The organism is Haloarcula nitratireducens (assembly GCF_019599505.1).
On the sequence record NZ_RKLT01000029.1, the window covers coordinates 1 to 23,223 of the forward strand.

The window sequence follows — 23,223 nt, forward strand, 5'->3', positions numbered from 1 at the left end:
TGACGCCCCTCGAAGATGGACAGATTGTGATGGTCGGTCAGCTCGACATCAAGGGTATTCACACGCCGGGCCACAGCGAAGGGAGCGTCTCGTTCGACATTGACGGCACAGCGCTGATCACGGGCGACACACTCTTCCACGAGAGTGTGGGACGAGTCGAACTCGGTGTCGAAGCGGGAATCGAAGACTCCGACGTCGAAGGGAACGCTGCGACGCTCTACGACAGCCTCCAGCGGCTGCTGGATCGTCCGGACGACACATTGGTCCTGCCAGCCCACGACCCCGGGTCGCCCGAACCGCCAGTAACTGCGACGCTCGCCGAAGTCAGAGAACAGAACGAGGATCTCGGGCGCGACCGCGAGGAATTCGTCCAAGAACTCGCGTCGGATATCCCAGATCACCCACCGAACTTCCAGCGCGTCAAGCGGACGAACGTCGGGCAGGAATCGGTTCCTGCCGACGAGTTGGCGGAGCTGGAACTGGGTCCAAACAACTGCGCAGCGGAGTAATCTATGAGTACGGACACTGAAATCAAACAAGGAATCCGCGAGCACCTCGGGCAGTTCTCACTACACGTCCTGCTGGTGTTCGCGACGGGCCTGACCATCGGGTCCGAGCGCGCCGTCGTCCCGGTACTGGGTCGTGACGTCCTTGGCGTTGAGTCGCTCTTGGTTATCGGGTCGTTCGTCGTCTCCTTCGGCTTCGTCAAGGCGCTGCTCAACCTCTACGCCGGCAAGTGGGGCAGCGAGTACGGTCGCAAACCAGTCCTCATCCTCGGGTGGGCAACCGCCCTCCCACTTCCGGTTATTCTCATCTTCGCGCCGAGCTGGGGCTGGATCACCGTCGGGAACATCCTGCTGGGCATCAATCAAGCGTTGACCTGGAGTATGGCCATCAACGCCAAGATCGACATTGCAGGTCCCGAGCAGCGCGGACTCGCGGTCGGTATTGACGAGGCGTTCGGGTACACGGGCGTCGCCGCCGGTGCCTGGATCACGGGCGTTATCGCCGCTCGGACAAGTCTCCGACCCGAGCCGTTCTACTTCCTCGCAATCGTGGTCGTGCTGGCCTTCCTCATCTCAATCTTCCTGATCAAGGAGACAGTCCAACTCGCGGAGGCCGAAATCGACGACGAAGACCACCACGACGCCGACCTCCCGTTCGTCGAGGTGCTGAAGCGGGCGACCTACGGTGACAAGACACTGTTCGCCGCAGCCCAAGCGGGTCACATCGAGAAGTTCGTCGATACGCTATTCTGGCTCGCCGTTCCGCTGTATCTCACGAGCCAGGGGCTCGGGATTGCCGCTGTCGGGTTCATCGTCGGCATCCACAGCGCGATGTACTTCTTCCAGATTGCGACCGGTGGACTTGCTGACCGTATAGGTCGCCGGCCGCCCGTCATCTGGGGGATGTTCCTCGCAGGTGCCGGCGTCCTCGGAATGGTACTCGTTGAGGGGTATCTCCTGTGGGCCGTGCTCTCCGGTGTATCCGGCCTCGGGATGGCACTACTCTACCCGAATCTGATGACCGTTCCCGGTGACGCTGCTCATCCGACGTGGCGCGCGACTGGAATGGGCGTCTACCGGATGTGGCGCGACGCCGGCTACGGAGTCGGCGCGATACTGGTCGGTCTCTCAATGGAGTTCGTGAACGCCGAGGCCGCATTCTACATGATCGCGGCCCTCATGTTCGTCTCTGGGATAATCGTCTATCTGTGGATGGAAGAGACGCACCCCGAATTCGGTACGCACGAACCACCAGCACCAGCAACTCCCACGACTAACCAACCAATCTCCGATGACTAATCTGGAACAATAGGCCATACGTTACTCGGTTAGCCAACTGGTCGATACTCTGCCTCATCGACCACATTTCTACTCACTTGACGCCACTCTGTAGACCCGCCCACGATTCTTCCCGTTGGCCTCAATCAGATTGTAATGAACGAGCTTTCTGAGGTAGTTCCGTACCATCCGCTCTGAGCGTGGGTTTGATGCTCGAGTCCTATATTCGTCGTAGAGTTTGGACGGATGGATCTCCTCGTGCTCCGTGATGATGTCGTAGAGGATTTGCTGGTGGCTATTGAGCCTATCGACGTTGCGCTGACGGATTTCCGATTTCGCTTCCGAAACCGCGTTGCGGATGATGTCATCCGAGACGGATTCCAGCCCCTCGTGAGTAGCGTGGCGGACGGCCACCCGGAGGGTTTCGATGCCCACACGGGCGTCTCCCGCCGCCGCGTTCGCTATTAACTTCAGTTGGTCGGACGTAACGGCATCCTCGTGAAGACCGAGCCGTACGCGGGGCCGTAGAATTCCCACAAGTTCGTCCACCGAATAGCGGTCAAATCTGATTCGTATTGCTGTTTGGAGGCGACTGGTGAGACGGGCGTTCAGCGGTTCGAAGAGTTCTTTTTCCTGATTCGCGATGAGAACCATCGTCAGATGACCCGTCGGTCGTCATCGTGAATCCACACTGGAGTTCAGGATGCAGCTTTTCACCAACTTATCCTATCTACGGATATAGAAAATGACTCCATCAGATCACCGATGTTCGAGGAGCCATCAATCGGCGATCCGTTTTGGCGTCTGTTTTTCTCGAAAAGGGATCTTCTGTTCAGGCAGGCTCTACGGTTTTATGACCGGAGGCGACCAATGAAATAGTCGAGAGATCATGTACGATCGGATTTTGATCCCCACTGACGGGAGCGATGTGGCAGAAGCTGCGGCGGAGGCAGCTATCGCATTCGCAGGCCGATTCGAGGCCGATTTGCACATCATCCACGTCCTCGAAGTCGGAGAGTTGCCGCCAGGGTTCGAAGACGAGGGTGCTGACGAGTTCGCCTCTCGTGGGAAAGAGGCTGTATCGAGGGTCGCGGAAATGGCAACCAACGCTGATGTCGATGTGACGACGGCGATACTCGAAAATGGCGCTTCGATTCATCGTGCCATTCTCACGTATGCCAGCGACCATGGCGTGGACTGCATCGTCATGGGGACGTACGGTCGTACTGGCCTCGACCGATTCGTCTTGGGAAGCGTCGCGGAACAAACGTTACGCGAGGCCCCGGTACCGGTCATGACTGTTCACGAGGACACAGTTGTCGATCCTGACTTCAGCGCAGTACTGGTGCCAACCGACGGAAGCGCCTGCGCGCAGGCTGCTGCGGACCATGCGATTGAGTTGGCACTGGCGACCGACGCCGCACTCCATATCGTCCATGTCGTTGACCTCGGCGTGGTGTGGGACGAGGTCAACGCAGGCGTGGTCCTCGATGCGCTTGAAGAGGCGGGTAAACAAGCGCTCCAGACGATTATCGACCAAGCCGACGAATCGGGGGTGGCGACGAGCGAAAGCTCGGTGCTGAGCGGAGCACCTCACAGCGCGATCGTCGAGTATGCCGACGAACGTGACGTTGATTGCGTCGTGATGGGATCTCACGGTCGAACTGGGATAGATCGATACCTCCTAGGAAGTGTCACCGAGCGCGTCGTCCGACTGACTGATGTACCCGTGCTTGCGCTCAAGGAACCCAATACTACTGACTGACCACTATGGTACGGGTCATTCGGAGCATACCGACGACAGATCAGCACAGAATGAAGAGAGGGAAGACGATTCCTATTGTGTGAAAATTTCGAGACCGCCTTTTGCTCTGGCAGGGGTCGGGACTAGTATGTCTATTGCCACGACGGCGCTCGATATGTCGATAATCCCGCCCCTGCTGTCCGTTGGCTCATGAGTCCCACGGAGCCTTCTGGTCAGGGAGACGGAGGGAGCACGGATGAGGAGGAGACACGATCCGTGGCGTGGCACAACCTGCCTGTCGACGAGATCTTCGACCAGGTAGACACGTCTGAAGAGGGGCTGACCGCCGAGGCAGCGCAGACCCGACTCGAAGAATACGGGCCAAACGAAATCCACGAAGAGGAGGACATCTCCCCGCTGAAGATCTTTCTCGCACAGTTTCAGGACTTCCTCATCTACATTCTCATTTTTGCAGCGCTCCTCTCGCTGGGCGTCGGACTGTTCCCGGGATACACCCCTCACTATGTCGATGCCGCATTGATCTTCCTGATTCTCCTTGCCAACGGCATCTTCGGCTTCGTTCAGGACTACCAGGCCGAGAAATCCCTCGAAGCACTGCGAGAAATGTCCGCTCCCGAGGCGACCGTAGTACGGGATGGCGAGAAGATCACTGTCGAGTCGACCGAGATCGTTCCGGGGGATGTCGTGTTTCTCGAACAGGGCGACGCGGTTCCCGCGGACGCCAGGCTCATCGAGGCCAACAGTCTCGAGACGAACGAATCGGCCCTCACCGGTGAGAGCAGTAACGTCTCGAAAGCTGTGGACGCTGTCGATACAGACACGCCGCTTGCGGAACGAACCGGCATGGTCTACATGAACACCTCTGTCGCTAGGGGACGGGGGACTGCCGTCGTGGTTGGGACAGGAATGCATACCGAGGTCGGGAGCATCGCTACACAGATTCAGGAAGCAGAGGATGAACCAACGCCGTTCCAAGAGGAGGTGAATCACCTGGGGAAACAGATCGGCTACGGCGTCATCGGCCTCATCGCGCTCGTCGCAGTCGTCCAGTACTTCCTCACGGCAGCGAACCCGTTAACGGTCCTTCTCGTTGGCGTCACGCTCGCCGTCGCAGCCGTTCCCGAAGGTCTCCCCGCGGTCGTCACATTCACGCTGGCGCTGGGCTCGCGGCGGCTCGCCGACCGCAACGCACTCGTCAGGCGGCTGCCAGTTGTCGAGAGCCTGGGCTCGGTCGACGTCATCGTGACCGATAAAACCGGGACGCTCACGGAAAACAAGATGACTGTCCGGCGGGTCTACACGTCAGGTGAGACCTACACCGTGACCGGGACGGGGACGAAAACGGAGGGCGAGTTTCAGTTGGACGGTGAATCGACCGACATGGCCCAGTTAGAGTCCGTTCTGCGGTGTGGCGCGGTCTGCAATAACGCGGAACGTGCTCCCGAGTCCGAGGAACAGGACTTCTTCGGCGACCCGACAGAGGCAGCTCTCCTTGTCTCCGCGGCGAAGGCGGGGATCGACGTCGAGCACGATCGTATCCGCGAGATTCCATTCTCCTCGGAGCGAAAGCGCATGACCGTCCTTGTCGATGACGATCCCGTCACTGCCTATATGAAGGGCGCTCCCGAGGAAGTTCTCGATCACTGCGATCGCGTCATTGAAGACGGGGAGGTTTCGGAGCTCACCGACGCGAAGCGCGAGGAAATCCTCGAAGCGAATCGAACGTTCGCGGCGGATGCACTGCGCGTTCTCGGATTCGCCTCCAAGGACGTGGACGATCCGGACGCGAGTGACGACAGCATTGAGAGCGGAATGGTCTTTCTCGGCCTCCAGGGGATGCTTGATCCGGCCCGCGACGAGGTTCCGGAAGCCGTCGCGGACTGCCGGAACGCCGGGATCAGGGTCGTGATGGTGACGGGGGACAACGTCGAGACGGCGAAGGCGATCGGCGAGGAAGTCGGATTCGACCCCGAGGGGGCGATGACTGGCCGGGATGTTGAGGATCTCTCGGAGGACGAACTCCGCGAGACAGTCGAGGATGTCGAGGTATTTGCACGGGTAAATCCGGGACACAAGGTCCGGGTGCTTGAGGCGCTCCAGGCGAACGACCACAACGTCGCGATGACAGGCGACGGCGTCAACGACGCGCCAGCGCTTCGAAACGCCGACGTGGGCATCTCAATGGGGATTCGCGGTACTGACGTCGCACAGCAAGCCAGCGACATGGTCCTTCAGGACGACAACTTCGCGACGATCCGTGACGCCATCGCCGAGGGACGGGGTATCTTCGACAACATCCGCAAATTTGTAAACTATCTGCTCTCGGCGAACGCCGGTGAAGTGCTCGTCGTCTTTATCGGTGTGCTCATCGGGACGTTCCTGTTCCCGGACCTGTTCGCGGAGCAGTCGGAAGCGCTGATCCTCACGCCGGTCATGCTCCTCTGGATCAATCTGGTGACCGACGGACTCCCGGCGCTTGCGCTCGGCGCCGATCCGAAAACAGACGGCATCCTTGACCGTCCGCCACGTGAGTCGGACGAATCAGTCATCAACCGGCGAATGATGGCGTCCATCGCGATGATCGGGGGTGTCATGACTGTCACTGGACTCGCGCTGTTCTTCTACGGACTGCTAACGGTCACAGATCTGATTCGCGCTCAGACTGTGCTCTTCACGTTCCTCGTGGTTGTCGAAGTCGTTCGGATTCAGGTGATCCGATCGCGCTACGGCCTCTCGCTTCTTTCGAACAGGTGGTTGATCGGAGCGATTGCAATGACGCTCCTGTTGCAACTGCTCGTCCTCTATACGCCCCTCAACGAGTTCTTCGCTGTGCAACCACCCTCGATCGAGGAGTGGGTCTGGATCGGCATCGCGTTCATCGGATTTCTCGTGCTTAATCTCGGCATGAGTGAGCTACTCGATCGGGTACTCGCGACATCGAACGGATGAGGGAACACTAGTAGTACGAACCATTCCCCGTCGCGGGAGCGTTCGACCTGGACTTCGCTGATAGCGTCGTTTCAACTCGTTTTCCACTGTCGGTCCGCATTCGCAGATTTCTGGTTGTCGTAGATATATGATTCCTGCTTCTTGAGAACTAGCGGGACACCCTAGTCATCAGGAGACGAGTAACCACATATGGCACCGCAAATCGTCAGTGCAGCGAGTACGAAATACGACAAACACCCGGAGTCCTCGTCACGGGAACTGTTTAGCGAGGCGGCCGTTCAAGCGTTTGAGGAAACCAGTATTTCGCCGGGCGATCTTGACGCCGTCTACGTCGGGAACTTCATGGGCGACCTCATTGAGGATCAGGGACACATGGGAGCGCTCCTTGCAGATCACGTTGGAGCCCGTGAGGCAGCCTCGATCCGGATTGAGAGCGCCTGTGCCTCTGGCGGCGCGACTCTCCGACAGGCGGTACAGGCGATCGAGTCGGGAGCGGCGGATGTGGTGCTCGCGGGCGGGGTCGAACAGATGTCCGTCGCGGACATCGAACACGTCACCGACGCCCTCGCCAACGCGGCCGACGACGTCTACGAGAACGAGCAGGGGTTGACTTTCCCCGGCATCTACGCGCTCATGGCCCGGCGGTATATGCACGAGTTCGACGCGACGAACGAGGACCTGGCCGCCGTGTCGGTCAAAAACCACAACAACGCCGTCGACAATCCCCTCGCGCAGTTCCAGAAAGAACTGTCCGTCAACGACGTACTGGAGTCGAAACCGATTGCGACGCCGCTCGTCCTGCACGACGCCTGTCCGGTCTCCGACGGCGCCAGCGTGGTCGTGCTCGTCAGCGACGAGTTCGCCGTGGATCATGATCTCGACGTGTCGGCCAGGATTCTGGGGACGGGGCAGTCGAGCGACGCCGTCGCACTTCAGGATCGTGCAGCCATCACTCGAACGCCGGCGGCCGAACGCGCGGCCGACGCCGCCTACGCCGACGCCGACATCACTCCCGAAGACGTTGACGTGGTGGAAGTCCACGACTGCTTCACCATTGCGGAGATCCTGGCACTGGAGGCGCTCGGGTTCTACGAGCAGGGCGAGGGAACACGCGGCGCAGTCGAGGGTGAGACGGCGATCGACGGGCAGCTCCCCGTCAACACGTCGGGCGGCCTCCTCGGGAAGGGCCACCCGGTCGGGGTGACCGGGATCGGTCAGGTTGTCGAACTGACGAAACAGCTTGAGGGAGAGCACCCGAACCAGGTTGACAGCGCGGAGGTCGCGCTCGCACACAACGTCGGGGGGAGCGGCGCGAGCACGACGGTGACGATTCTCGGAGGTGCCTGAGTATGCCCGCTTGGTTCGACGATTTCACGGACGCCATCGCAGCGGGCGAGCATCAATGTCTCGTCTGCGAGGCCTGCGGGGACGCGACGCTGCCACCCCGGAAATTCTGTCCCGCGTGCGGGTCGACTGCCCTGACTGAGAAGCCGCTTCCGGACCGAGGGGAAATCCTGTCGTACACTGAAATCTCTGTCACGATTCCAAAATTCCACGGCGAGACGCCCTATACCGTTGTCCTCGTCGAACTGGAAGACGTGGATCTCACTGGCCAACTCCGGGAGGCGACGGCCGAAGACATCGCTCTGGGTGACGAGGTAATCCTCAACACGGAACCACATGACGACGACGTATCACTCATCACGTTCCGTCCAGCGGAGGTGTAAGCCCAGTGTCCGATCTTGGAGATCTGTTTACGCCAGAACGCGTCGCAGTCGTCGGTGCAACCGACCGTGAGGAATCCGTGGGACGCGCGCTGATGAGCAACCTCTCGGCGTTCGACGGGAAGGTACTCCCCGTCAATCCGAATCGAGAGACCGTGCTGGGGGAACCGTGCTATCCACGAATCGACGCCATCCCAGATGCATCGGCGATCGATCTGGCCGTCGTTGCCGTGCCAGCGTCCGCGGTTATCGACGTCGTTCGTCAGGTCGGGGAGGCGGGCATCAGAAACGTCGTCGTCATTACGGCGGGATTCAGCGAAACCGGCGAACGGGGCCGACAGCGGGAACAGGAACTGATCGATGTCGCCGAGACGTACGACCTCAACCTGGTTGGACCGAACTGTGTTGGTCTCATCAGTACGCCAAACGGCTTGAACGTGACATTCGCCCAAGGGCGCCCCCCGGAGGGGAATATCTCATTAATGAGCCAGTCAGGCGCGTTTATTGCCGCGGTTCTCGGCTGGGCGGCCCAGCACGGCGTCGGCTTCAGGCACGTCGTTTCGCTGGGTAACGAGGCCCTCCTTGACGAGGTCGACTTTATCGCCGAGTGGGGTGACGACCCGGACACCGACGTCATTCTGGCGTATCTCGAAGACATCGATGACGGCCGGGGATTCATCGAGACGGCCCGTGACGTGACAAAACACACGCCGATCGTGGTCATCAAGTCCGGCCGGACGGAGGCGGGCGCCGAGGCCGCGGCCTCGCACACTGGATCGATCGCCGGCAGCGACCGAGCCTACCAGGCAGGGATCGACCAGGCAGGAGTGCTCCGTGCGATGAATATCCATGAGGTCTTCGACTACGGCCAGGTGCTCGCCGGCCAACCCCTCCCGACCCGCGACGACGTGGCGGTCGTCACGAACGGCGGCGGGCCGGGCGTGCTGACGGCCGACGCCATCGGCGAGTCACGATTGACACTCGCAGACTTCGAAGACGACGTGAGCGCTGCTCTCGCGGAACTGCTCCCGGAGGAGGCTGACGTAGCGAACCCGCTTGATATCATCGGCGACGCGGATCTAGATCGCTTCCGGCGGACGCTCGATACTGTTCTGGGTGCCGACACCGTAGGGAGTGCGGTCGTCCTCTCGGTCCCGACTGCGCTCTTCGAATTCGAAGACCTGGCCGGGGTCATCGGCGACCTCCAAGAACGACACGACAAGCCGGTCGTGACGTGTTTGATGGGCGGCGAGGAAGCCGACCGCGCGGCCGACGCACTGGGGGAGTACGGCATCCCCAACTACTTCGACCCGGCTCGGGCGGTACCAAGTCTGGCAGCGCTCGCCGACTACCGAGACGTGAGAGAACGTGAGTACGAGTCGCCCACGGAATTTGATGTCGACAGCGAGCGAGCCGGCGAAATTCTGGCGGAGGCGGTCGACCGTGGGGTCGACTACCTCGGCGTGGAGGCAATGGAACTACTCGACGCGTACGGGATTCCCACGCCTGCGAGCGGTCTCGCCGAGAGTGCCGACGACGCCGAGGCGATCGCGGAGGAGATCGGCGGTCCGGTGGTCTTGAAAATCGTCAGTCCAGATATCGTCCACAAGTCGGATATCGGTGGCGTCGAGGTAGGGATCCCAATCGAAGACGTTCAGGATACCTATCGGACGATACACAAACGGGCGACCGACCACGATCCCGACGCCACGATTCTCGGCGTACACGTCGAAGAACTGGTCGACCCAGACGAGAGCACGGAAACGATCGTCGGTGCGAAGCGCGATCCGCAGTTCGGCCACCTCGTGATGTTCGGGCTGGGCGGAATCTTCGTCCAGATCTTCGAGGACACGTCGTTCCGTGTCGCCCCAGTGAGCGAGCACGAAGCTCGTGAGATGACCGGGGACATCCACGCAGCTCCGATGCTTCGTGGAGCGCGTGGACGGACGCCAGCGGATCTCGATGCCGTCGTCGAGACGATTCAGCGGATCTCGCAGCTCGTCACCGATTTTCCTGCGATCACCGAACTCGACATCAACCCACTCGTCGTCGCACCTGATGGGGTGTACGCTATCGACTTTCGATTAACCATCGATCGTGAAATGCTGTCGACGTCGTGACAGCCGGCAGATCGCGTTCGGTTTGCGGAAATATGGCCGACGTCCGGAGACAGGTGCCGGCTCTATTCGAAGTCGATCAGCGGTTTGATGATGTCCTCCTCCTTGGATTCCATGAGACGGAAGGCCTCGTCAGTCTCCTCGAACGGGAACCGATGGGTGGACATTGGCGTGAGATCGACTCGCTCCGTTTCTAATAACCGAAGAAGCCGCCCGAGGCGGGGTCGACCTCCCGGACAGAGACCGGTCCTGATCGTTTTGTCGCTCATCCCGACTCCCCACTCCTCGCGGGGAATGTTCACGGCGGTCCCACCCACGGGAATGTCGGCATGTTCCGTACTCATCATGTCGGTCACGTAGACGGCCTCCTCGTAGCTCACCGTCTCCGAAATCCGAGCGAGATTTGCGTCAGCGTCGTTCACGTGGACGTACTCCGCGAACGTGCCGTCCTTGACGTTCGCGAACTTCCAGCCGCCGAGCGCCTGGTTGGATTGTGAGGGATAGCCGTCCTGGGACGCGTCCGAGCCCCAGTCCGGGGTGATCGCCCCGACGGCGACCCAGTCTCCGAGTTCGAAGTCGTCGACCTTGTCCCCGACGGAATCGACAACGCCGACGATCTCGTGTCCGAGCGTGAGGTTTTCGCGCTCACCGATAGCGCCGTGAACCGTGTGTACGTCGGACGTACAGACGAGCCCCTTCGTCGGTCGGATGATCGCGTCGTTCGGTCCGCTTCGGGTTCAGATTTGTCGGCGAAGCCCACTTCACCGAGTTCTTCCATAACCAATGCTTGCATCGAACGTCACCGCCAGGAAGATGGATACCGGATCACTTGATAGGAGCCGGCAGTTCTTACCTGGTGGGATTCCTTGGAACGATGGTCCTCGGGGACTCGGTGGCTTCTCCAGACATTCCGCACCGCGGTCCTAGCCTGACGGTCAGTGCGCGGTCCACCCGCCGTCGACGGGGACGTTCGCCCCCGTCATGTAGGACGCCTTCTCCGAGGCGAGGAATGTAATCATGGAGGAGATTTCCTCGGGCTGAGCAGGTCGATCCATCGGCGTGTGTGTTTCGAGGAACGTGTAGAACCGCTCGGTCTCGAGCAGATCTTCGGTCATCGGCGTGTCGACGAATCCGGGACAGACGCTGTTGACGCGAACCCCCTCATCAGCGTAGTCAATTGCGACCTGCTGGGTGAGATTGACGACCCCGCCCTTGGCTGCGGAGTATGAGGCTGCTCCCTTTCCTCCCACCAGTCCATAGATCGAAGCGGTGTTGACGATGCATCCATCTGATTCGTCCAGATGCGGAAGTGCGGCTTTCATTCCGTGCATCACGCTATCGAGATCTACTTGGATTACTTGATGCCACTCCTCTAGGTCCATCTCCTGGATGCTGGTCTCGCTGCCAATTCCCGCGTTGTTCACCATGATGTCGAGTCTCCCGTGTTTCTCAACGGTGGATTCGACGAGTTCCTCAACTTGTTCATACTCGGCCACGTCTGTACGGACGAACTTACAGTCCAGTTCCTCGGCAACTGTCTCTCCCTGATCTTCATCGAGGTCTGCGATCACGACCTCCGCGCCTTCCGTGAGAAATTCCGCAGCAGTAGCTTTGCCGATCCCGGACGCCCCGCCAGTGATGATGGCGATCTTATCGTATAGCATAGTGTACGTGAGGATGGTTGCTCCGGGGTAATCAAGCGATTCCTGATCACCGATACGTGGGAATTACGGGGGGATACATGATTGTCGAAGAACGATTTTCGACAGACGATTAATGACTCAAGGAACAGTGTTTCGCTCGAACGAACACCTACATCGAGAGATGATCCAATGACCGACGAGAGTCGACCCCTTTCCTTCACGACCCCGATCAATAGTGCACTAGCTATTCAACGCGAAGCGATGACGGCGGTCGCGGATGCTATCCGGAAGTCGACTATCGCTGACGAGCGAATGACATCAATGGCGTCGGTGGATGTCGGCGAAACACCGAAGAACGTGGTCTACACGGAGAACAAATTAGAGCTTCTGCACTACGAATCGTTGACCGAGACCCAACACGAGGTCCCTATCCTCATCGTATATGCTCTGATCAACAAACCGTTTATACTGGATCTGCAGCCCGATCGCTCCGTCGTTCGTCGGTTGCTCGAGGCCGGTCACGACGTGTATCTGATCGACTGGGGGGAACCATCCCGTCTGGACGCGTCTCTGGGGTTCTACGATTACGTCGAGCGCTACATCGACAACTGTGTTGACGTCGTTCGCCGTCGTTCCGAGCAAGACGCCATCAACCTGCTCGGGTACTGCATGGGTGGAACGCTGTCGACGATCTACGCTGCCCTCCATCCCGAGAAGGTCGAAACACTCGGATTGATGGCGGCAGGTCTCTACTTCGAGGACACCGGTGGGGTTCTCGAACTGTGGGGCGACGAGGAGTACTACGATCCCCGCGACGTGACGGACACGTTCGGTATTGTTCCCGCAGAGTTTCTTGCCGTTGGCTTCGCGCAGATGGACCCGATAGCGAACTATTTCACGAAGTACGTTCACCTATACGACCGCCTCGAAAACGAGGATTTCGTCGCAAACTTCGCCCGGATGGAGCGCTGGCTCTCCGACGGCGTCGATGTCGCTGGTGAGGTCTATGCCCAGTTCCTGGAAGACATCTACCAAGAGAATCTCCTCTACAGGAACGAGCTGGAAATCGGCGGCGAACACGCCGACATCACAAACATCGACATGCCCGTGTTACAGATCGTCGGAGAGTACGATAACCTCGTTCCGAACGGGGCGAGCGTGAGATTCAACGATGCGATCCCTGCCGACGTAACTGTCATTCAGTATCCGACGGGGCACGTCGGGCTATCGATGTCGGAATCGACCCATCGCGACATGTGGCCAGAGGTCGCCGGGTGGTTTTTTGAGCACTCGGGGCCACCCTCTCTCGCGGATGTCATTGGAGAGGGCATCGAAGAGGTCCTCGGGTATGATGTCGAGACAGACGTTACCGCTGGGGGCGCCGACGACGTTGAGATCCGGATCGCCTCCGAGTCTGGTCCCGTCGAACGAGGCGTCGTTCACCGAGACGCGCAGGCAATTCGTCAGTTCGTCGAAGAGGCTCTCGGCGTCAAGGTTCGCGTCGAAGAAAGTCCCGATGGCATCGCCATCCATGTCCGAGGAGACGACTCGACTGGAACGACCGTCGTCACTGACATCGGTTCGGCGATCGTTGAGGAAATCGAGGAAGCTATCGAGGGCATCGACCTCGCTGCATCGATTGAATTGGAGGACGTAGAAGGAATCGGGCCAACCTATGCAGGCCGTTTGCGAGAAGCAGGAATCAGAAGCGTCACAGCACTCGCCGTGACCATGCCAGAAACGATCGCTGAGGCTGCTGACGCTACCCGTGACCAGGCTAGAAGATGGATTGCGTCGGCGGACGAATTGGCCGACAGGGGCGGAGCTTCTGGTGAGGTGGGAACACCTCTCGAAACGATCAAGGGCGTCGGTCCAACCTACGCCAGACGTCTCCGACAAGCCGGCTTTCGTGGAATCGCGGATCTTGCCGACTCCAACGTCACGGCAGTCGCTGAGGCGGCCGGCGTGAGTGTGGAGGATGCTACTAACTGGGTTGAACAGGCTGACACAATAGAGCAATCAAACGATAACTGACCGATAGAAACAGCATTCCTTCAGAAGACCTTGAGAACAGGGACGACGAGTTCGTGTTAACCGCAGACCTACCGGGGTTCGAGAAGGACGATATCGATGTGCGAGTGACCGACCGTACGCTCCGCTTGGAAGCAGAAAACGCGGAGGAGACCGAGGAAGAAGAGGAGGGGGAATACGTTCGGCGTGAGCGACACCGTGCATCGGTCGCCCGGTCGATATCCCTCCCAGAGGCCGTAGAGGCGGACGATATCTCGGCCACGTTCAATAACGGTGTCCTGACGGTCCGGCTTCCCAGGAGTGAACCGGTGACGCCGGGCAAACAGATCGAAATAAGCTGATTCGGACGTCACTGGACACTTTTCGTTACGGAAGTGGCAGTTAGTGCCCCTACGACTGTTCTTTGACCAACGGGGAATGTCTGTAAGGAGCGGTGGATCGGACCGATATCTTATCGGTTTGTGACGCCGACGCTCTTCTCGAAGAGCGAATGCCAAATCGTATTTGCTGTCCTGATTTGGCGTATCACTCAAAAAATGACAGCAAATCGTCAAGAGAATGCGTATTCAGCACGTTGCTCGCTTCACACCACCCGCGACGGGCCTGCGCGACCCCTAGGTGCATAAAATCCAGTTCGCCCGTTGTATGAGCGTCCGTACTGACGACGTACGAAACCGTATTGCGATACTCTTTCACCGACGCCCAATCGAGATCGAGTCGCTGGGGTTGCGCGTTGATCTCGATCGCCACGTTCTCTTCGGCGGCCGTTTCCATCACGGTTTCCGTATCGAGATCCAGCGGTTCTCGCTCGTTGATCAACCGATTGGATGGATGAGCGAAGATATCGATCGGAGATTCCACGAGCGCATCCACGATCCGTTCAGTGGGATCGGACGGGGTGCTGTGCATTCCCGCGACGATCAGATCACAGTGGTCGTACCAGGACTCGGGTAGCTCCAGTCCGTCTTCGGTGATCTCGGCCTCGATCCCCTGGAGGACCGTGATGTTCAGGTCCTCATTGGCCGCTTCGACATCTGCCACCTGTTCCTCGAACGTCTCCTCGTCCAGGGTGCTCGGAATCGGCGCGTGTGGCCCATGGTCGGTGACGAGGACGTACTCCAGCTCCCGTTCGGCCGCAGCTTCGGCCATTTCGCGGACGCTGTGGGATCCATCGGAGTAGTCGGTGTGCAGTTGTAAGTCGCCGCGAACGTCGTCAATTTCAACCAGGTCGGGGAGTTCTCCTGCAGCCGCTGCGTCGATTTCACCGGTATCCTCGCGGATTTCTGGGGGGATCCACGCGAGGTCCAGTGTGTCGTAGACGTCCGCCTCGGTTTCACTGGCGAGACGCTCGCCGGCACGTTGGCTGTCCTCCTCAGTGTCGACCCCACTGACGTCGAAGAGGCCGTATTCGTTGAGCTTCCAGTCGCGGTCAATCGCCCAATTCCGGAGAGTAATATTGTGGTCTTTCGAACCTGTGAAATAGACGAGGGCAGAGCCATATTCTGTCCCGTCGACGATCCGAAGGTCCATCTGTAGGTCGCCGGAGACGACGACCGACGACTTCGTCTCGCCTCGAGACAGGACCTCTTTCACGTCGTCGTGCGTGCAGAAGCGCTCCATCGCAGTCTCCGGAACGGATGCGGTCGCCAGGATATCGATGTCGCCGACGGTCGGTCGGCGCCGTCGGAACGAACCGACGATGTCCACCTGGTCGAACGCATCGTCGTCATGAAGCCGGGTTTCGATGTCCTGTGCGATCGGGAAGGCCCGGCCGAGAAGCATCCGCTCTTGGCTTTCTTTCGCTCGTTCGATGTGGTCGAGGATGTTCTGCTGTGACTTCTCACCGAATCCCTCGAGGTCGGCGATCTCTCCCTTCTCGGCCGCGCTCTCGAGATCGTCGAGCGTCTTGATACCGACTTCGAGGTACAGTTTCTTGGCCGTCTTTGGACCGACGCCCTCGACACTCGTGATCGTCTCGATATCCACGGGAAGGTCCGCTTTGAGGCCCTCGTAGTACTCCAGCTCCCCGGTTTCGAGATACTCCGCGATCTTCTCGCCGATCGACTCCCCGACGCCCTCGATCTCTTCGAGTTCCCCCCGAGCGTGTATGTCTTCGATGTCTTCCGAGAGCGACTCGATATTCCGTGCGGCCGTCCGATAGGCACGTGGCTTGTACTCCGCCTCCTGGATTTCGAGGAAATCTGCGATCTCGCGGAGCATGGTGGCGATTTCCTGGTTCTTCATCTCTGGTTGTTCTCCTGTGCGCTAGCATCTTCGGCAGCGCGTAAGTAATCGGGTCTTGATTCTCACGAACGAAGGAAACCACCTGTACAGGAGTGTTCTCTTTGAGGAACGCGATCTGCTGATTGTCTTCGTCGGAGTGTCAACTCTTCCAGATGGTTCGAGACGGATCGTCTAGGTACCTTCGCATACGGAAATACGATGTCTGTCGCATTCAGTCCACTGTGTTTCCAAGGCACCAGAACCTCGGTGGGAGAGAGGATTCGAGGATTCTCAAGTGGCGGGATTAACGGCTCAGTTTATCCAGCTTCTCGATCTATATCTCTTCATGGGAGAACTCGAAACGGAAGAGCAGAAAACCCGAGCCGAAGTTGCCACGTATCTCCGCCAATTAGCCGATCAGCTCGACGGAGGCGACGCTGTAACGCTCGAGCTCGGAAACCAGCGAGTGAATCTTGATCCCGTCGATCCGATCACGTTCAAACTCGAAGGCGAGTCGGATTGGGCCGAGGGCGATACGGAGGCCAAACAGAGCATCGAATTCGAGTTAGTGTGGTGGCGGGAAGCACAGACTGCCGAAGAAGGGGCCCTGAACATCGAACAGACGGAACCGTGAGCAGTTTTCAGTAATGTTTCTCGAACGATTTGATATTGCTTTATGGGAACCGTGCTCGAACACCAAAAGAGGACAACCCTGAATGTACGACACCATACTCGTTCCAACGGACGGTAGTGAAGGGGCTGAAGCGGCGGCGCGACACGGGCTGTATCTCGCGACGGCGTTCGATAGCTAGATGCATCTCCTGAGTGTCGTCGACGAACGGTCGTATAGCAGCGCTCTAGTTGACCTCGACTCGACGGTCGGAGAGCAACAAGAAGTGTTCGAACAGCAGGCTACCCAGACTGTCGATCGTCTCGAAGAACTCGTCTCTGAATCGTCGGTCACGTGCCACACGGCCGTCAAACACGGAATCCCTCACGAAGCGATTCAGTCCTATGTCGCAGAACACGACATCGACCTCGTTTCGATGGGGACCCACGGACGAACTGGTCTCGACCGATTGCTGCTCGGGAGCGTGACAGAACGCGTTGTTCGAACGAGTGACGTGCCCGTTCTCACGACCCGACACGAACCAGACGACCGCTCGAGCTACGATCGAATCTTGATTCCGACAGACGGCAGTGAGTCTGCGACTGCAGCGATCGACCATGGGATCGGTATTGCCGAACGATTCGATGCGACTGTCCACGCGCTCTCGGTCATCGACGTTAGTGCCCTGGCAGGAGCCTACGATGTCGGACCCGGCCCCGATTTGCTCGATAGCCTCGAAGAGGACTGTGAGCAGGCTGTCGCAGCAGTCAAAGACGAATGTGAGAACCACAACCTCGATGTTGCTACAGAAGTCGTACAGGGAACTCCGTATCGGGCAATCCGAGAGTACGTCGACGACGAAGGAATCGATCTCATCACGATGGGGACGCATGGCCGGACTGGTCTCGAACGCTATCTCATCGGCAGCGTGACCGAGCGAATTGTCCGAACGAGTGATGTCCCAGTGCTCACCGTGAGGTAGAGAGAGCTTCCTATTCGGGGAGATTAAGTGAACGTGTGCCGGATCTGTTTGTTTCAGTTATCGAGAATCGGGTGAATACTTTCCCCTCATCGGTTCGTATTTTCGATATGGAGCTGGATGTTTCGCTTGGCTACTACGACAAGATCCTGGCTGCTATTGCAGCTAGCCTCAGTGGGGGTGCCCTGGCTGGCACGATTACTGAGATTCATCTGCGCTTCGGTCTCCTTGCGGGGGCCGTCGTTGCGACGGTATTCGTCTACCGTGCCATGTTCCGGAACCCATCTTGGCCGACTCCATCTAGACAGGCCAAAGCTGCAACCATCGTCTGGCATGTCTTCGTCGGAATCCTACTCGTATTGACATTCCGCTGAAAAATTAGACGGTGGCCCCCACTTCGGTTTAGGGGCCGAATTTAGTATTCGGGTCGCTGCGCCTGGATGACCGATGCCAGCTGCTGGTTTTCGTCGGCGAGAAGTTCAGTTAGATCGTCGGCAGTGATGATCCCCACGAGTTCGTCATTCTCGTCGCAGACGGGCAGGCGACGAACGCCATTCTCGCTCATCGCCTGTGCAGCCTCGTAGAACCCAGCATCGGGGCCGACTGTACACAGGTCCGTCGACATGACGTCGTCGGCAGTCTGGTCGGCCGGAGCGGTCTCTTCGGCAAGTACGCGCGTCGTTAGATCGCGGTCCGTGACGATCCCGGTCGGGCTGTTGTCGTTTGTGACGACGACGCTCCCCACGTTTTCGTCTCGCATCTGTTGGGCGAGTTCAGGGGCCGATGTTTCGGGACTGGCACTGACGACTTCCGTTCGGGCAAGGTCTTCGATTGGCATTGCTGTTGTCTCCGTCTAGTTCATCAACGAGCGAGCACCTATAACGAGAGGACCATTCCCATAGGCCTGGAATTTCCCGACCACTCATCGTGAGTCGTTAAGAGTCGTTGCCAGGGGAGGATTCCGGCGGGGTGCTCGAGGTCTGTCCGGACGACCACATCGTCCGTCGTCCACTCAAGCGCGCAGGCAACACGGTTGATCCCGTCCGTCGTACTTTGTGTCAGGGCGATTTCGCTTGGTTCGGCACCGAGGAATTCAGCGACGGTTGCTCGGACATCGTCGTAGGCATCGAATGCTGCCGTGTACATGCCTTCGGCGGCCGGTGCTTCGAATTCATGGTGTTCGAGGAACGTCTCGGCGACCGTGACGACTCGGCGCGGACTCGGGCCACTCACTCCGGTATTGAGGTAGACAGCATCTTCGAGGGCGGGAACGTCGGCACGGAGATCGAGAGGTGTCACGCTGCATCCTCCAATGAGCCTGCGAGAACCTTCGCTGCGGTCGTGATTGGATCCCAGACGGAACTGAATGGCGGTGCATACGCTAGATCGAGATTCTCAACCTCTGTGACGGTCAGGCCGGCGTGGAGTGCGGTTGCGACCGTGTCGATCCGCTTCACGCCTTCGCGTCCGACCACGCTTGCTCCGAGTACACGCTCCGATTCACGGTCGGCAACGAGTGTGACCGTCAGTTCTTCCGCACCGAGATAGTAATGGGCACGCGACGGCGCCGTAATCTCGACGGAAACAGGATCGAATCTGCGTCACGAGCACGCGCCTCGTCGATAATGCCCGTTCGTGCTGTCCCGAGGTCGAACGCTTTCACGATCGCCGTGCCGGCGATTTCACTGACTTCCGTCGCCGTTCCCGTGACCGTCTGACCGATCGCCCGTCCTGAGCGGTTCGCAGTCAGTGCTAACGGGACGTGATCAGCCTCGCCGGTGACGACGTTCGTCGCCTCGGCACAGTCCCCCGCCGCGAAGACGGTCTCGTAGTTCGTCCGGCCGTACCTGTCAGTGGCGATAGCACCGGTCTCGCCGATATCGGTGCCGGCATCCGCGGCGAGTTCGATGTTCGGTTCGACGCCGACGCCGACGATGACGATATCGGCCGGCACCGTCTCCGAATCGAGTTCGACCCAGGTAACGGTTTCTTCGCCGCCGAATCCTTCTACCGGTGTGTCCAGATGAAGTTCGACGGCTTGTTCTCGAAGATGGTCTTCGACGACCGTCGCGGCTGACTCGCCGAACGGTTGGAGAACGTGCGGAAGCATCTCGAACAGGTGGATGTCCAGCCCGTGGCCGGCGAGTGCCTCGGCCATCTCGATTCCCACGTAGCCGCCGCCGATGGCTGCTGTCTCGGGGTCGGTCTCTGTCACGTACGTGTGAATCGCATCGGCCTCCTCCATGTCGTGGATGGTGAAGACGCCGTCGAGGTCCATGCCGATCTCATCGTCCTGAGTCGACGGGGCGCATCGTCACTTCCAGATGTCGTGTTTGGAAGCACAGCTGATCGAGTAACACGATTTTCCGATATTCCCGTCACTCTCGTCCCCGAGTCCCAAACGGGTTGACAAGAGAACAAACATCTCATTAACGAATTCGAATACGTAATCGATTCACCAGGAAGAACCGCTTTTACGATTCAATCCGAGGCGGATGGAAACGATATCGTCGTTCGGGTTTTAACTCGAAATCGATGAGCGATTTGATGATGTTGTCTTCCTTCGACTCCATCAACTGGAAGGCCTCGTCAATCTCTTCAAACGTGAATTCGTGGGTCGTCATGTGAGTCGGGTCCACGCGGTCCCGTTCTAGCAAGCGGAGTAACCGTTGCAGGCGGAGACGACCCCCGGGGCAGAGGCCGGTAGCGATGTCCTTCTCAGCCATACCGACGCCCCAGTCTTCACGTGGGATATTGACGTGTTCGCCCTCGCCGTGGTAGCCCACGTTCGAGATCGTTCCTCCTGCCTTTGTGACCTGGATACACTGTTCGAATGTCCCGCTCGTCCCAAGTGCTTCGATAGCAGCATCAACGCCTTCGCCGTCGGTGAGGTCCATGATCTGTTCGACGGGGTCCCCCTCCGCGAAGTCGACGATATCGTCGGCACCGTACGTCCGGGCGAGTTCTTGTCTGTTTGAGACCGTCTCCACGGCGATAATACGTCCGGCTCCCTGGAGGACCGCTCCTTTCGTGGCCATTAGGCCGACTGGGCCCTGTGCGAACACTGCGACGGTTCCACCGAGTGGAATCTCGGCATGTTCTGCGCCCATGAAACCCGTACTCATCATATCGGTGACGTAGACCGCTTCCTCATCGGTCACGTTCTCGGGGATTCGGGCCATGTTCGCGTCGGCTTCGTTCACGTGGGCGTATTCGGCGAACGTCCCGTCTTTGACGTTCGCGTACTTCCACCCGCCGAGAGCCTGGTTCGACTGCGACGGATGACCATCCTGGGCAGCAAGCGAGCCCCAGTCTGGAGTGATCGCGCCGACGGCGACCCGGTCACCCGCCTCAAACTCATCCACATTATCTCCTACTGCGTCCACGGTCCCGACTACTTCGTGCCCGAGCGTCAGATTCTCCCGCTCGCCGATAGCGCCGTGAAGGGTATGCACGTCTGACGTGCACACGAGTCCTTTTGTCGGGCGAATGACGGCGTCCATTGGACCGGCTTCCGGTACGTCTTTATCCGCGAATCCGGTTTCACCGACCTCTTTCATGACAAATGCGTCCATTGTGAAGCACCTCCCGTCTACCAACGGTGGGAGTTGGTATAGTGTAGAAGGTCAGTTCCCACGATACAGTAATACAGGCAGATTCACAATCCCGCATACGGAGAACTGAATCCGATGCCTGCTCGTTTAGTAACCGCCGAATCCCGATGTCATGATAGCCGACGCCGAACGAGATAGACGAGGAGAAAGCCGGCTGCGACGGCAAGGACAGGAAGCTCGTACGGTTGATCGTGAAACGTCAGAATCGCTGCTGCCACGACGAGTGCTCCGGCGAGCACCGCATATCCGAGATCGTGATCACCCATCCTTTGTCCATCAACTGGTTCCGTACGGACGACCAGCTCGCCGCGTTCGAGCCGGTACAACGTTCGATCGAATCGGGACGGGACTCGTGCTAGAGCAGGGAGTGATCGGCGAATGTCCGTCCACGTCTCTTCGATGATTGCATCGAGTTCGCTCTCGATGAGTCCCTGCTCAACGAGGAAGGAACGCACGACCGCGAGGAAGTCGAACTCGGGATCAAGCTGTCGACAGACGCCTTCACCGACGGTCCCGACTCGAATGAGTAGCATCACGTCCGGCGGAATACGAAATGGGAAATCTCGAAGCATCGTCGTCAACTCCGTGATGATCATCCGCCAGGTGATCTCCGATCGGCCTTCGAGATTCTCGATGACGAGTTCGAGAACCCGGCTGACCTCGGCACGATTGACGTGTGGTTCGAGGACGTCGAGTGCGATGAGCGCGTCGACCAGGTCGTCCACGTCGCGACGGACGAGCGCCCGATAGAGCCCGATAATGTCCTCCTGAACGGTGGCTGGAAGGCGTTCGCTCATTCCAAAATCGAAGAGTAGCAGACGATCGTCATCAGTGACAGCGAGGTTACCCGGATGGGGATCAGCGTGGAACACCCCGTCGACGAGACCCATTTCTAGATACACCTTGATGATCCGTGTTGCCATCTCGTATGGCGTCACGTCGACATCGTCGAACGCGTCGTCGTCGGTTATTTTCCGGCCAGTCAGGTACTCCATCGCCAGCACACGCTCCGTGGACAGGTGTTCATAGACGTCAGGGATGACGACTCGATCGTCGTCGACGAAGTTCTCCCTGATGTCCGCCATGATCGCCCCTTCTCGGTCGAAATCCAACTCATTCAAGATGATGTCCTCGAAGTCGTCGGCGGCGTTTTCAATCGAATATTGCTGGCGTTCGCTCGCGAAGAGGCTCACCAGCGGAATCAGTCCGCGGACGACCCGGAGATCACGCTTGATCACGGGTTTCAGTCCAGGACGTCGCACCTTCAGTGCGATTCGCTCATTCCGATAGTCGGCAGTATATACGTACGCGAGTGATCCACCGGCGATCGGTTCGAGTGTCGACTGGTCGAGTTCGTCGCCAAGTTCTTCGTCAACGACCTGCTTCGGATCTCCCCCCGTGTCTTCGGGAACTTCATCTTGGAGGGTTCCGAAAACGTCGGCATAGACCGGTGGCACGATATCGGGGCGTGTCGAGAGTACCTGTCCGATTTTGATGAATGCCGGTCCAAGTTCGAGCATCGTATCGCGGATCTGTTCGGCCCGCTGTCGATGTGTCTGGTCAGCGACTCGTCTTCGTGATCCGAACAGAATGAACCGCCGCCGATCACGGAGAAACGCCAGCACGAAGGGCAGAAAGCGGAGGAGGACGACCAGATACCGGCGGAACAATCTATTCATTTTATCTGAGTATGTACTGGTTGATTTCCATCAATAGCCAATACATCCTCATTTTTTGAACAAACAGCATCTGTCTGGAATAGATTGTTGTGTCACTCCATATAA

18 protein-coding genes and 4 pseudogenes are annotated in these 23,223 nt (G+C 58.8%); 13 read left to right on the plus strand and 9 right to left on the minus strand.

Annotated features, from left to right (window positions below):
* Together EGH23_RS23385 and EGH23_RS23390 are read left to right on the plus strand one after the other, a co-directional pair.
* On the plus strand, nt 1-509 hold a 509-nt coding region (locus EGH23_RS23385), incomplete at its 5' end, for an MBL fold metallo-hydrolase (protein WP_220582399.1).
* A gap of 3 nt (nt 510-512) precedes the next feature.
* Complete coding sequence (locus tag EGH23_RS23390) at nt 513-1,805, plus strand: MFS transporter (RefSeq protein ID WP_220582400.1); 1,293 nt, start codon at nt 513-515, stop codon at nt 1,803-1,805.
* Nucleotides 1,806-1,874: 69 nt separating this feature from the next.
* On the opposite strand, the gene EGH23_RS23395 is transcribed toward EGH23_RS23390, so the two are convergent.
* Nucleotides 1,875-2,438 carry a Cdc6/Cdc18 family protein gene (locus tag EGH23_RS23395; protein ID WP_220582401.1) on the minus strand — a complete coding sequence of 188 codons (564 nt, stop codon included), beginning with the start codon at nt 2,436-2,438 and terminating at the stop codon, nt 1,875-1,877.
* Between the two features lie 235 nt (nt 2,439-2,673).
* Between EGH23_RS23395 and EGH23_RS23400 the strand changes: the two genes are divergently transcribed.
* From EGH23_RS23400 to EGH23_RS23420, 5 genes are all read left to right on the plus strand, one after another.
* Nucleotides 2,674-3,549 carry a universal stress protein gene (locus EGH23_RS23400; protein WP_220582402.1) on the plus strand — a complete coding sequence of 292 codons (876 nt, stop codon included), beginning with the start codon at nt 2,674-2,676 and terminating at the stop codon, nt 3,547-3,549.
* Nucleotides 3,550-3,738: 189 nt separating this feature from the next.
* Nucleotides 3,739-6,498 carry a calcium-translocating P-type ATPase, PMCA-type gene (locus EGH23_RS23405; protein WP_220582403.1) on the plus strand — a complete coding sequence of 920 codons (2,760 nt, stop codon included), beginning with the start codon at nt 3,739-3,741 and terminating at the stop codon, nt 6,496-6,498.
* Nucleotides 6,499-6,687: 189 nt separating this feature from the next.
* Nucleotides 6,688-7,845 (plus strand): thiolase domain-containing protein, encoded by a 1,158-nt coding sequence (locus EGH23_RS23410; RefSeq protein ID WP_220582404.1) that lies wholly within the window; start codon nt 6,688-6,690, stop codon nt 7,843-7,845.
* Nucleotides 7,846-7,847: 2 nt separating this feature from the next.
* Entirely contained in the window at nt 7,848-8,225 is a 378-nt protein-coding gene (locus tag EGH23_RS23415; protein WP_220582405.1) for a Zn-ribbon domain-containing OB-fold protein, read from the plus strand.
* Nucleotides 8,226-8,230: 5 nt separating this feature from the next.
* Nucleotides 8,231-10,342: an acetate--CoA ligase family protein gene (locus tag EGH23_RS23420; protein ID WP_220582406.1), complete on the plus strand. Its 2,112-nt coding sequence runs from the start codon at nt 8,231-8,233 to the stop codon at nt 10,340-10,342.
* 62 nt (nt 10,343-10,404) lie between these two features.
* On the opposite strand, the pseudogene EGH23_RS27355 reads toward EGH23_RS23420, so the two are convergent.
* A pseudogene (locus EGH23_RS27355) lies at nt 10,405-11,132 on the minus strand (alcohol dehydrogenase catalytic domain-containing protein).
* Nucleotides 11,133-11,274: 142 nt separating this feature from the next.
* Complete coding sequence (budC, locus tag EGH23_RS23430; RefSeq protein ID WP_220582407.1) at nt 11,275-12,003, minus strand: meso-2,3-butanediol dehydrogenase; 729 nt, start codon at nt 12,001-12,003, stop codon at nt 11,275-11,277.
* Nucleotides 12,004-12,171: 168 nt separating this feature from the next.
* Here budC and phaC point away from each other — a divergent pair, with 168 nt between their 5' ends.
* Both phaC and EGH23_RS23440 read left to right on the plus strand, forming a co-directional pair.
* Nucleotides 12,172-14,016, plus strand: a complete 1,845-nt coding sequence (gene phaC, locus EGH23_RS27360; RefSeq protein WP_220582408.1) for a class III poly(R)-hydroxyalkanoic acid synthase subunit PhaC — start codon at nt 12,172-12,174, stop codon at nt 14,014-14,016.
* 14 nt (nt 14,017-14,030) lie between these two features.
* Entirely contained in the window at nt 14,031-14,354 is a 324-nt protein-coding gene (locus EGH23_RS23440; protein ID WP_328766961.1) for an Hsp20/alpha crystallin family protein, read from the plus strand.
* Between the two features lie 184 nt (nt 14,355-14,538).
* Here the strand turns inward: EGH23_RS23440 and polX are convergent, their stop codons facing one another.
* Nucleotides 14,539-16,257 carry a DNA polymerase/3'-5' exonuclease PolX gene (polX, locus tag EGH23_RS23445; RefSeq protein WP_220582409.1) on the minus strand — a complete coding sequence of 573 codons (1,719 nt, stop codon included), beginning with the start codon at nt 16,255-16,257 and terminating at the stop codon, nt 14,539-14,541.
* A 325-nt stretch (nt 16,258-16,582) separates the two neighbouring features.
* Here polX and EGH23_RS23450 point away from each other — a divergent pair, with 325 nt between their 5' ends.
* From EGH23_RS23450 to EGH23_RS23460, 3 genes and pseudogenes are all read left to right on the plus strand, one after another.
* Nucleotides 16,583-16,870, plus strand: coding sequence for an amphi-Trp domain-containing protein (locus EGH23_RS23450; RefSeq protein WP_220582410.1), 288 nt, complete (start codon nt 16,583-16,585; stop codon nt 16,868-16,870).
* A gap of 82 nt (nt 16,871-16,952) precedes the next feature.
* A pseudogene (locus EGH23_RS23455) lies at nt 16,953-17,828 on the plus strand (universal stress protein).
* A 107-nt stretch (nt 17,829-17,935) separates the two neighbouring features.
* Nucleotides 17,936-18,199 (plus strand): DUF8015 family protein, encoded by a 264-nt coding sequence (locus EGH23_RS23460; RefSeq protein WP_220582411.1) that lies wholly within the window; start codon nt 17,936-17,938, stop codon nt 18,197-18,199.
* A 41-nt stretch (nt 18,200-18,240) separates the two neighbouring features.
* Here EGH23_RS23460 and EGH23_RS23465 read toward each other — a convergent pair whose 3' ends face one another.
* The 3 genes and pseudogenes from EGH23_RS23465 to EGH23_RS23475 form a co-directional block, all read right to left on the minus strand.
* Entirely contained in the window at nt 18,241-18,663 is a 423-nt protein-coding gene (locus tag EGH23_RS23465) for a CBS domain-containing protein (protein WP_220582412.1), read from the minus strand.
* Nucleotides 18,664-18,764: 101 nt separating this feature from the next.
* Nucleotides 18,765-19,124: pseudogene (locus tag EGH23_RS23470) on the minus strand (aminotransferase class V-fold PLP-dependent enzyme); the annotation flags it as partial.
* Nucleotides 19,121-20,106, minus strand: a pseudogene (locus EGH23_RS23475) (FAD-dependent oxidoreductase); the annotation flags it as partial. The pseudogenes EGH23_RS23470 and EGH23_RS23475, both read right to left, overlap by 4 nt.
* Between EGH23_RS23475 and EGH23_RS27365 the strand changes: the two are divergent.
* Nucleotides 20,074-20,235, plus strand: coding sequence for a universal stress protein (locus tag EGH23_RS27365; protein WP_220582414.1), 162 nt, complete (start codon nt 20,074-20,076; stop codon nt 20,233-20,235). The pseudogene EGH23_RS23475 and the gene EGH23_RS27365 overlap by 33 nt on opposite strands.
* 64 nt (nt 20,236-20,299) lie before the next feature.
* Here EGH23_RS27365 and EGH23_RS23485 read toward each other — a convergent pair whose 3' ends face one another.
* Together EGH23_RS23485 and EGH23_RS23490 are read right to left on the minus strand one after the other, a co-directional pair.
* On the minus strand, nt 20,300-21,400 hold the full coding sequence (locus EGH23_RS23485) for an NAD(P)-dependent alcohol dehydrogenase (RefSeq protein ID WP_220582415.1): 1,101 nt from the start codon (nt 21,398-21,400) through the stop codon (nt 20,300-20,302).
* 149 nt (nt 21,401-21,549) lie between these two features.
* On the minus strand, nt 21,550-23,118 hold the full coding sequence (locus EGH23_RS23490) for an ABC1 kinase family protein (RefSeq protein WP_220582416.1): 1,569 nt from the start codon (nt 23,116-23,118) through the stop codon (nt 21,550-21,552).
* Nucleotides 23,119-23,223 lie beyond the last annotated feature (105 nt).

Bases quoted from the DNA above. Each gene is read 5' to 3' on its own strand.
- EGH23_RS23390 (WP_220582400.1), top strand. From the start codon at position 513: ATGAGTACGGACACTGAAATCAAACAAGGAATCCGCGAGCACCTCGGG.
- EGH23_RS23395 (WP_220582401.1), bottom strand. From the start codon at position 2,438: ATGGTTCTCATCGCGAATCAGGAAAAAGAACTCTTCGAACCGCTGAAC.
- EGH23_RS23400 (WP_220582402.1), top strand. From the start codon at position 2,674: ATGTACGATCGGATTTTGATCCCCACTGACGGGAGCGATGTGGCAGAA.
- EGH23_RS23405 (WP_220582403.1), top strand. From the start codon at position 3,739: ATGAGTCCCACGGAGCCTTCTGGTCAGGGAGACGGAGGGAGCACGGAT.
- EGH23_RS23410 (WP_220582404.1), top strand. From the start codon at position 6,688: ATGGCACCGCAAATCGTCAGTGCAGCGAGTACGAAATACGACAAACAC.
- EGH23_RS23415 (WP_220582405.1), top strand. From the start codon at position 7,848: ATGCCCGCTTGGTTCGACGATTTCACGGACGCCATCGCAGCGGGCGAG.
- budC (WP_220582407.1), bottom strand. From the start codon at position 12,003: ATGCTATACGATAAGATCGCCATCATCACTGGCGGGGCGTCCGGGATC.
- phaC (WP_220582408.1), top strand. From the start codon at position 12,172: ATGACCGACGAGAGTCGACCCCTTTCCTTCACGACCCCGATCAATAGT.
- polX (WP_220582409.1), bottom strand. From the start codon at position 16,257: ATGAAGAACCAGGAAATCGCCACCATGCTCCGCGAGATCGCAGATTTC.
- EGH23_RS23450 (WP_220582410.1), top strand. From the start codon at position 16,583: ATGGGAGAACTCGAAACGGAAGAGCAGAAAACCCGAGCCGAAGTTGCC.
- EGH23_RS23460 (WP_220582411.1), top strand. From the start codon at position 17,936: ATGGAGCTGGATGTTTCGCTTGGCTACTACGACAAGATCCTGGCTGCT.
- EGH23_RS23465 (WP_220582412.1), bottom strand. From the start codon at position 18,663: ATGCCAATCGAAGACCTTGCCCGAACGGAAGTCGTCAGTGCCAGTCCC.
- EGH23_RS23485 (WP_220582415.1), bottom strand. From the start codon at position 21,400: ATGGACGCATTTGTCATGAAAGAGGTCGGTGAAACCGGATTCGCGGAT.
- EGH23_RS23490 (WP_220582416.1), bottom strand. From the start codon at position 23,118: ATGAATAGATTGTTCCGCCGGTATCTGGTCGTCCTCCTCCGCTTTCTG.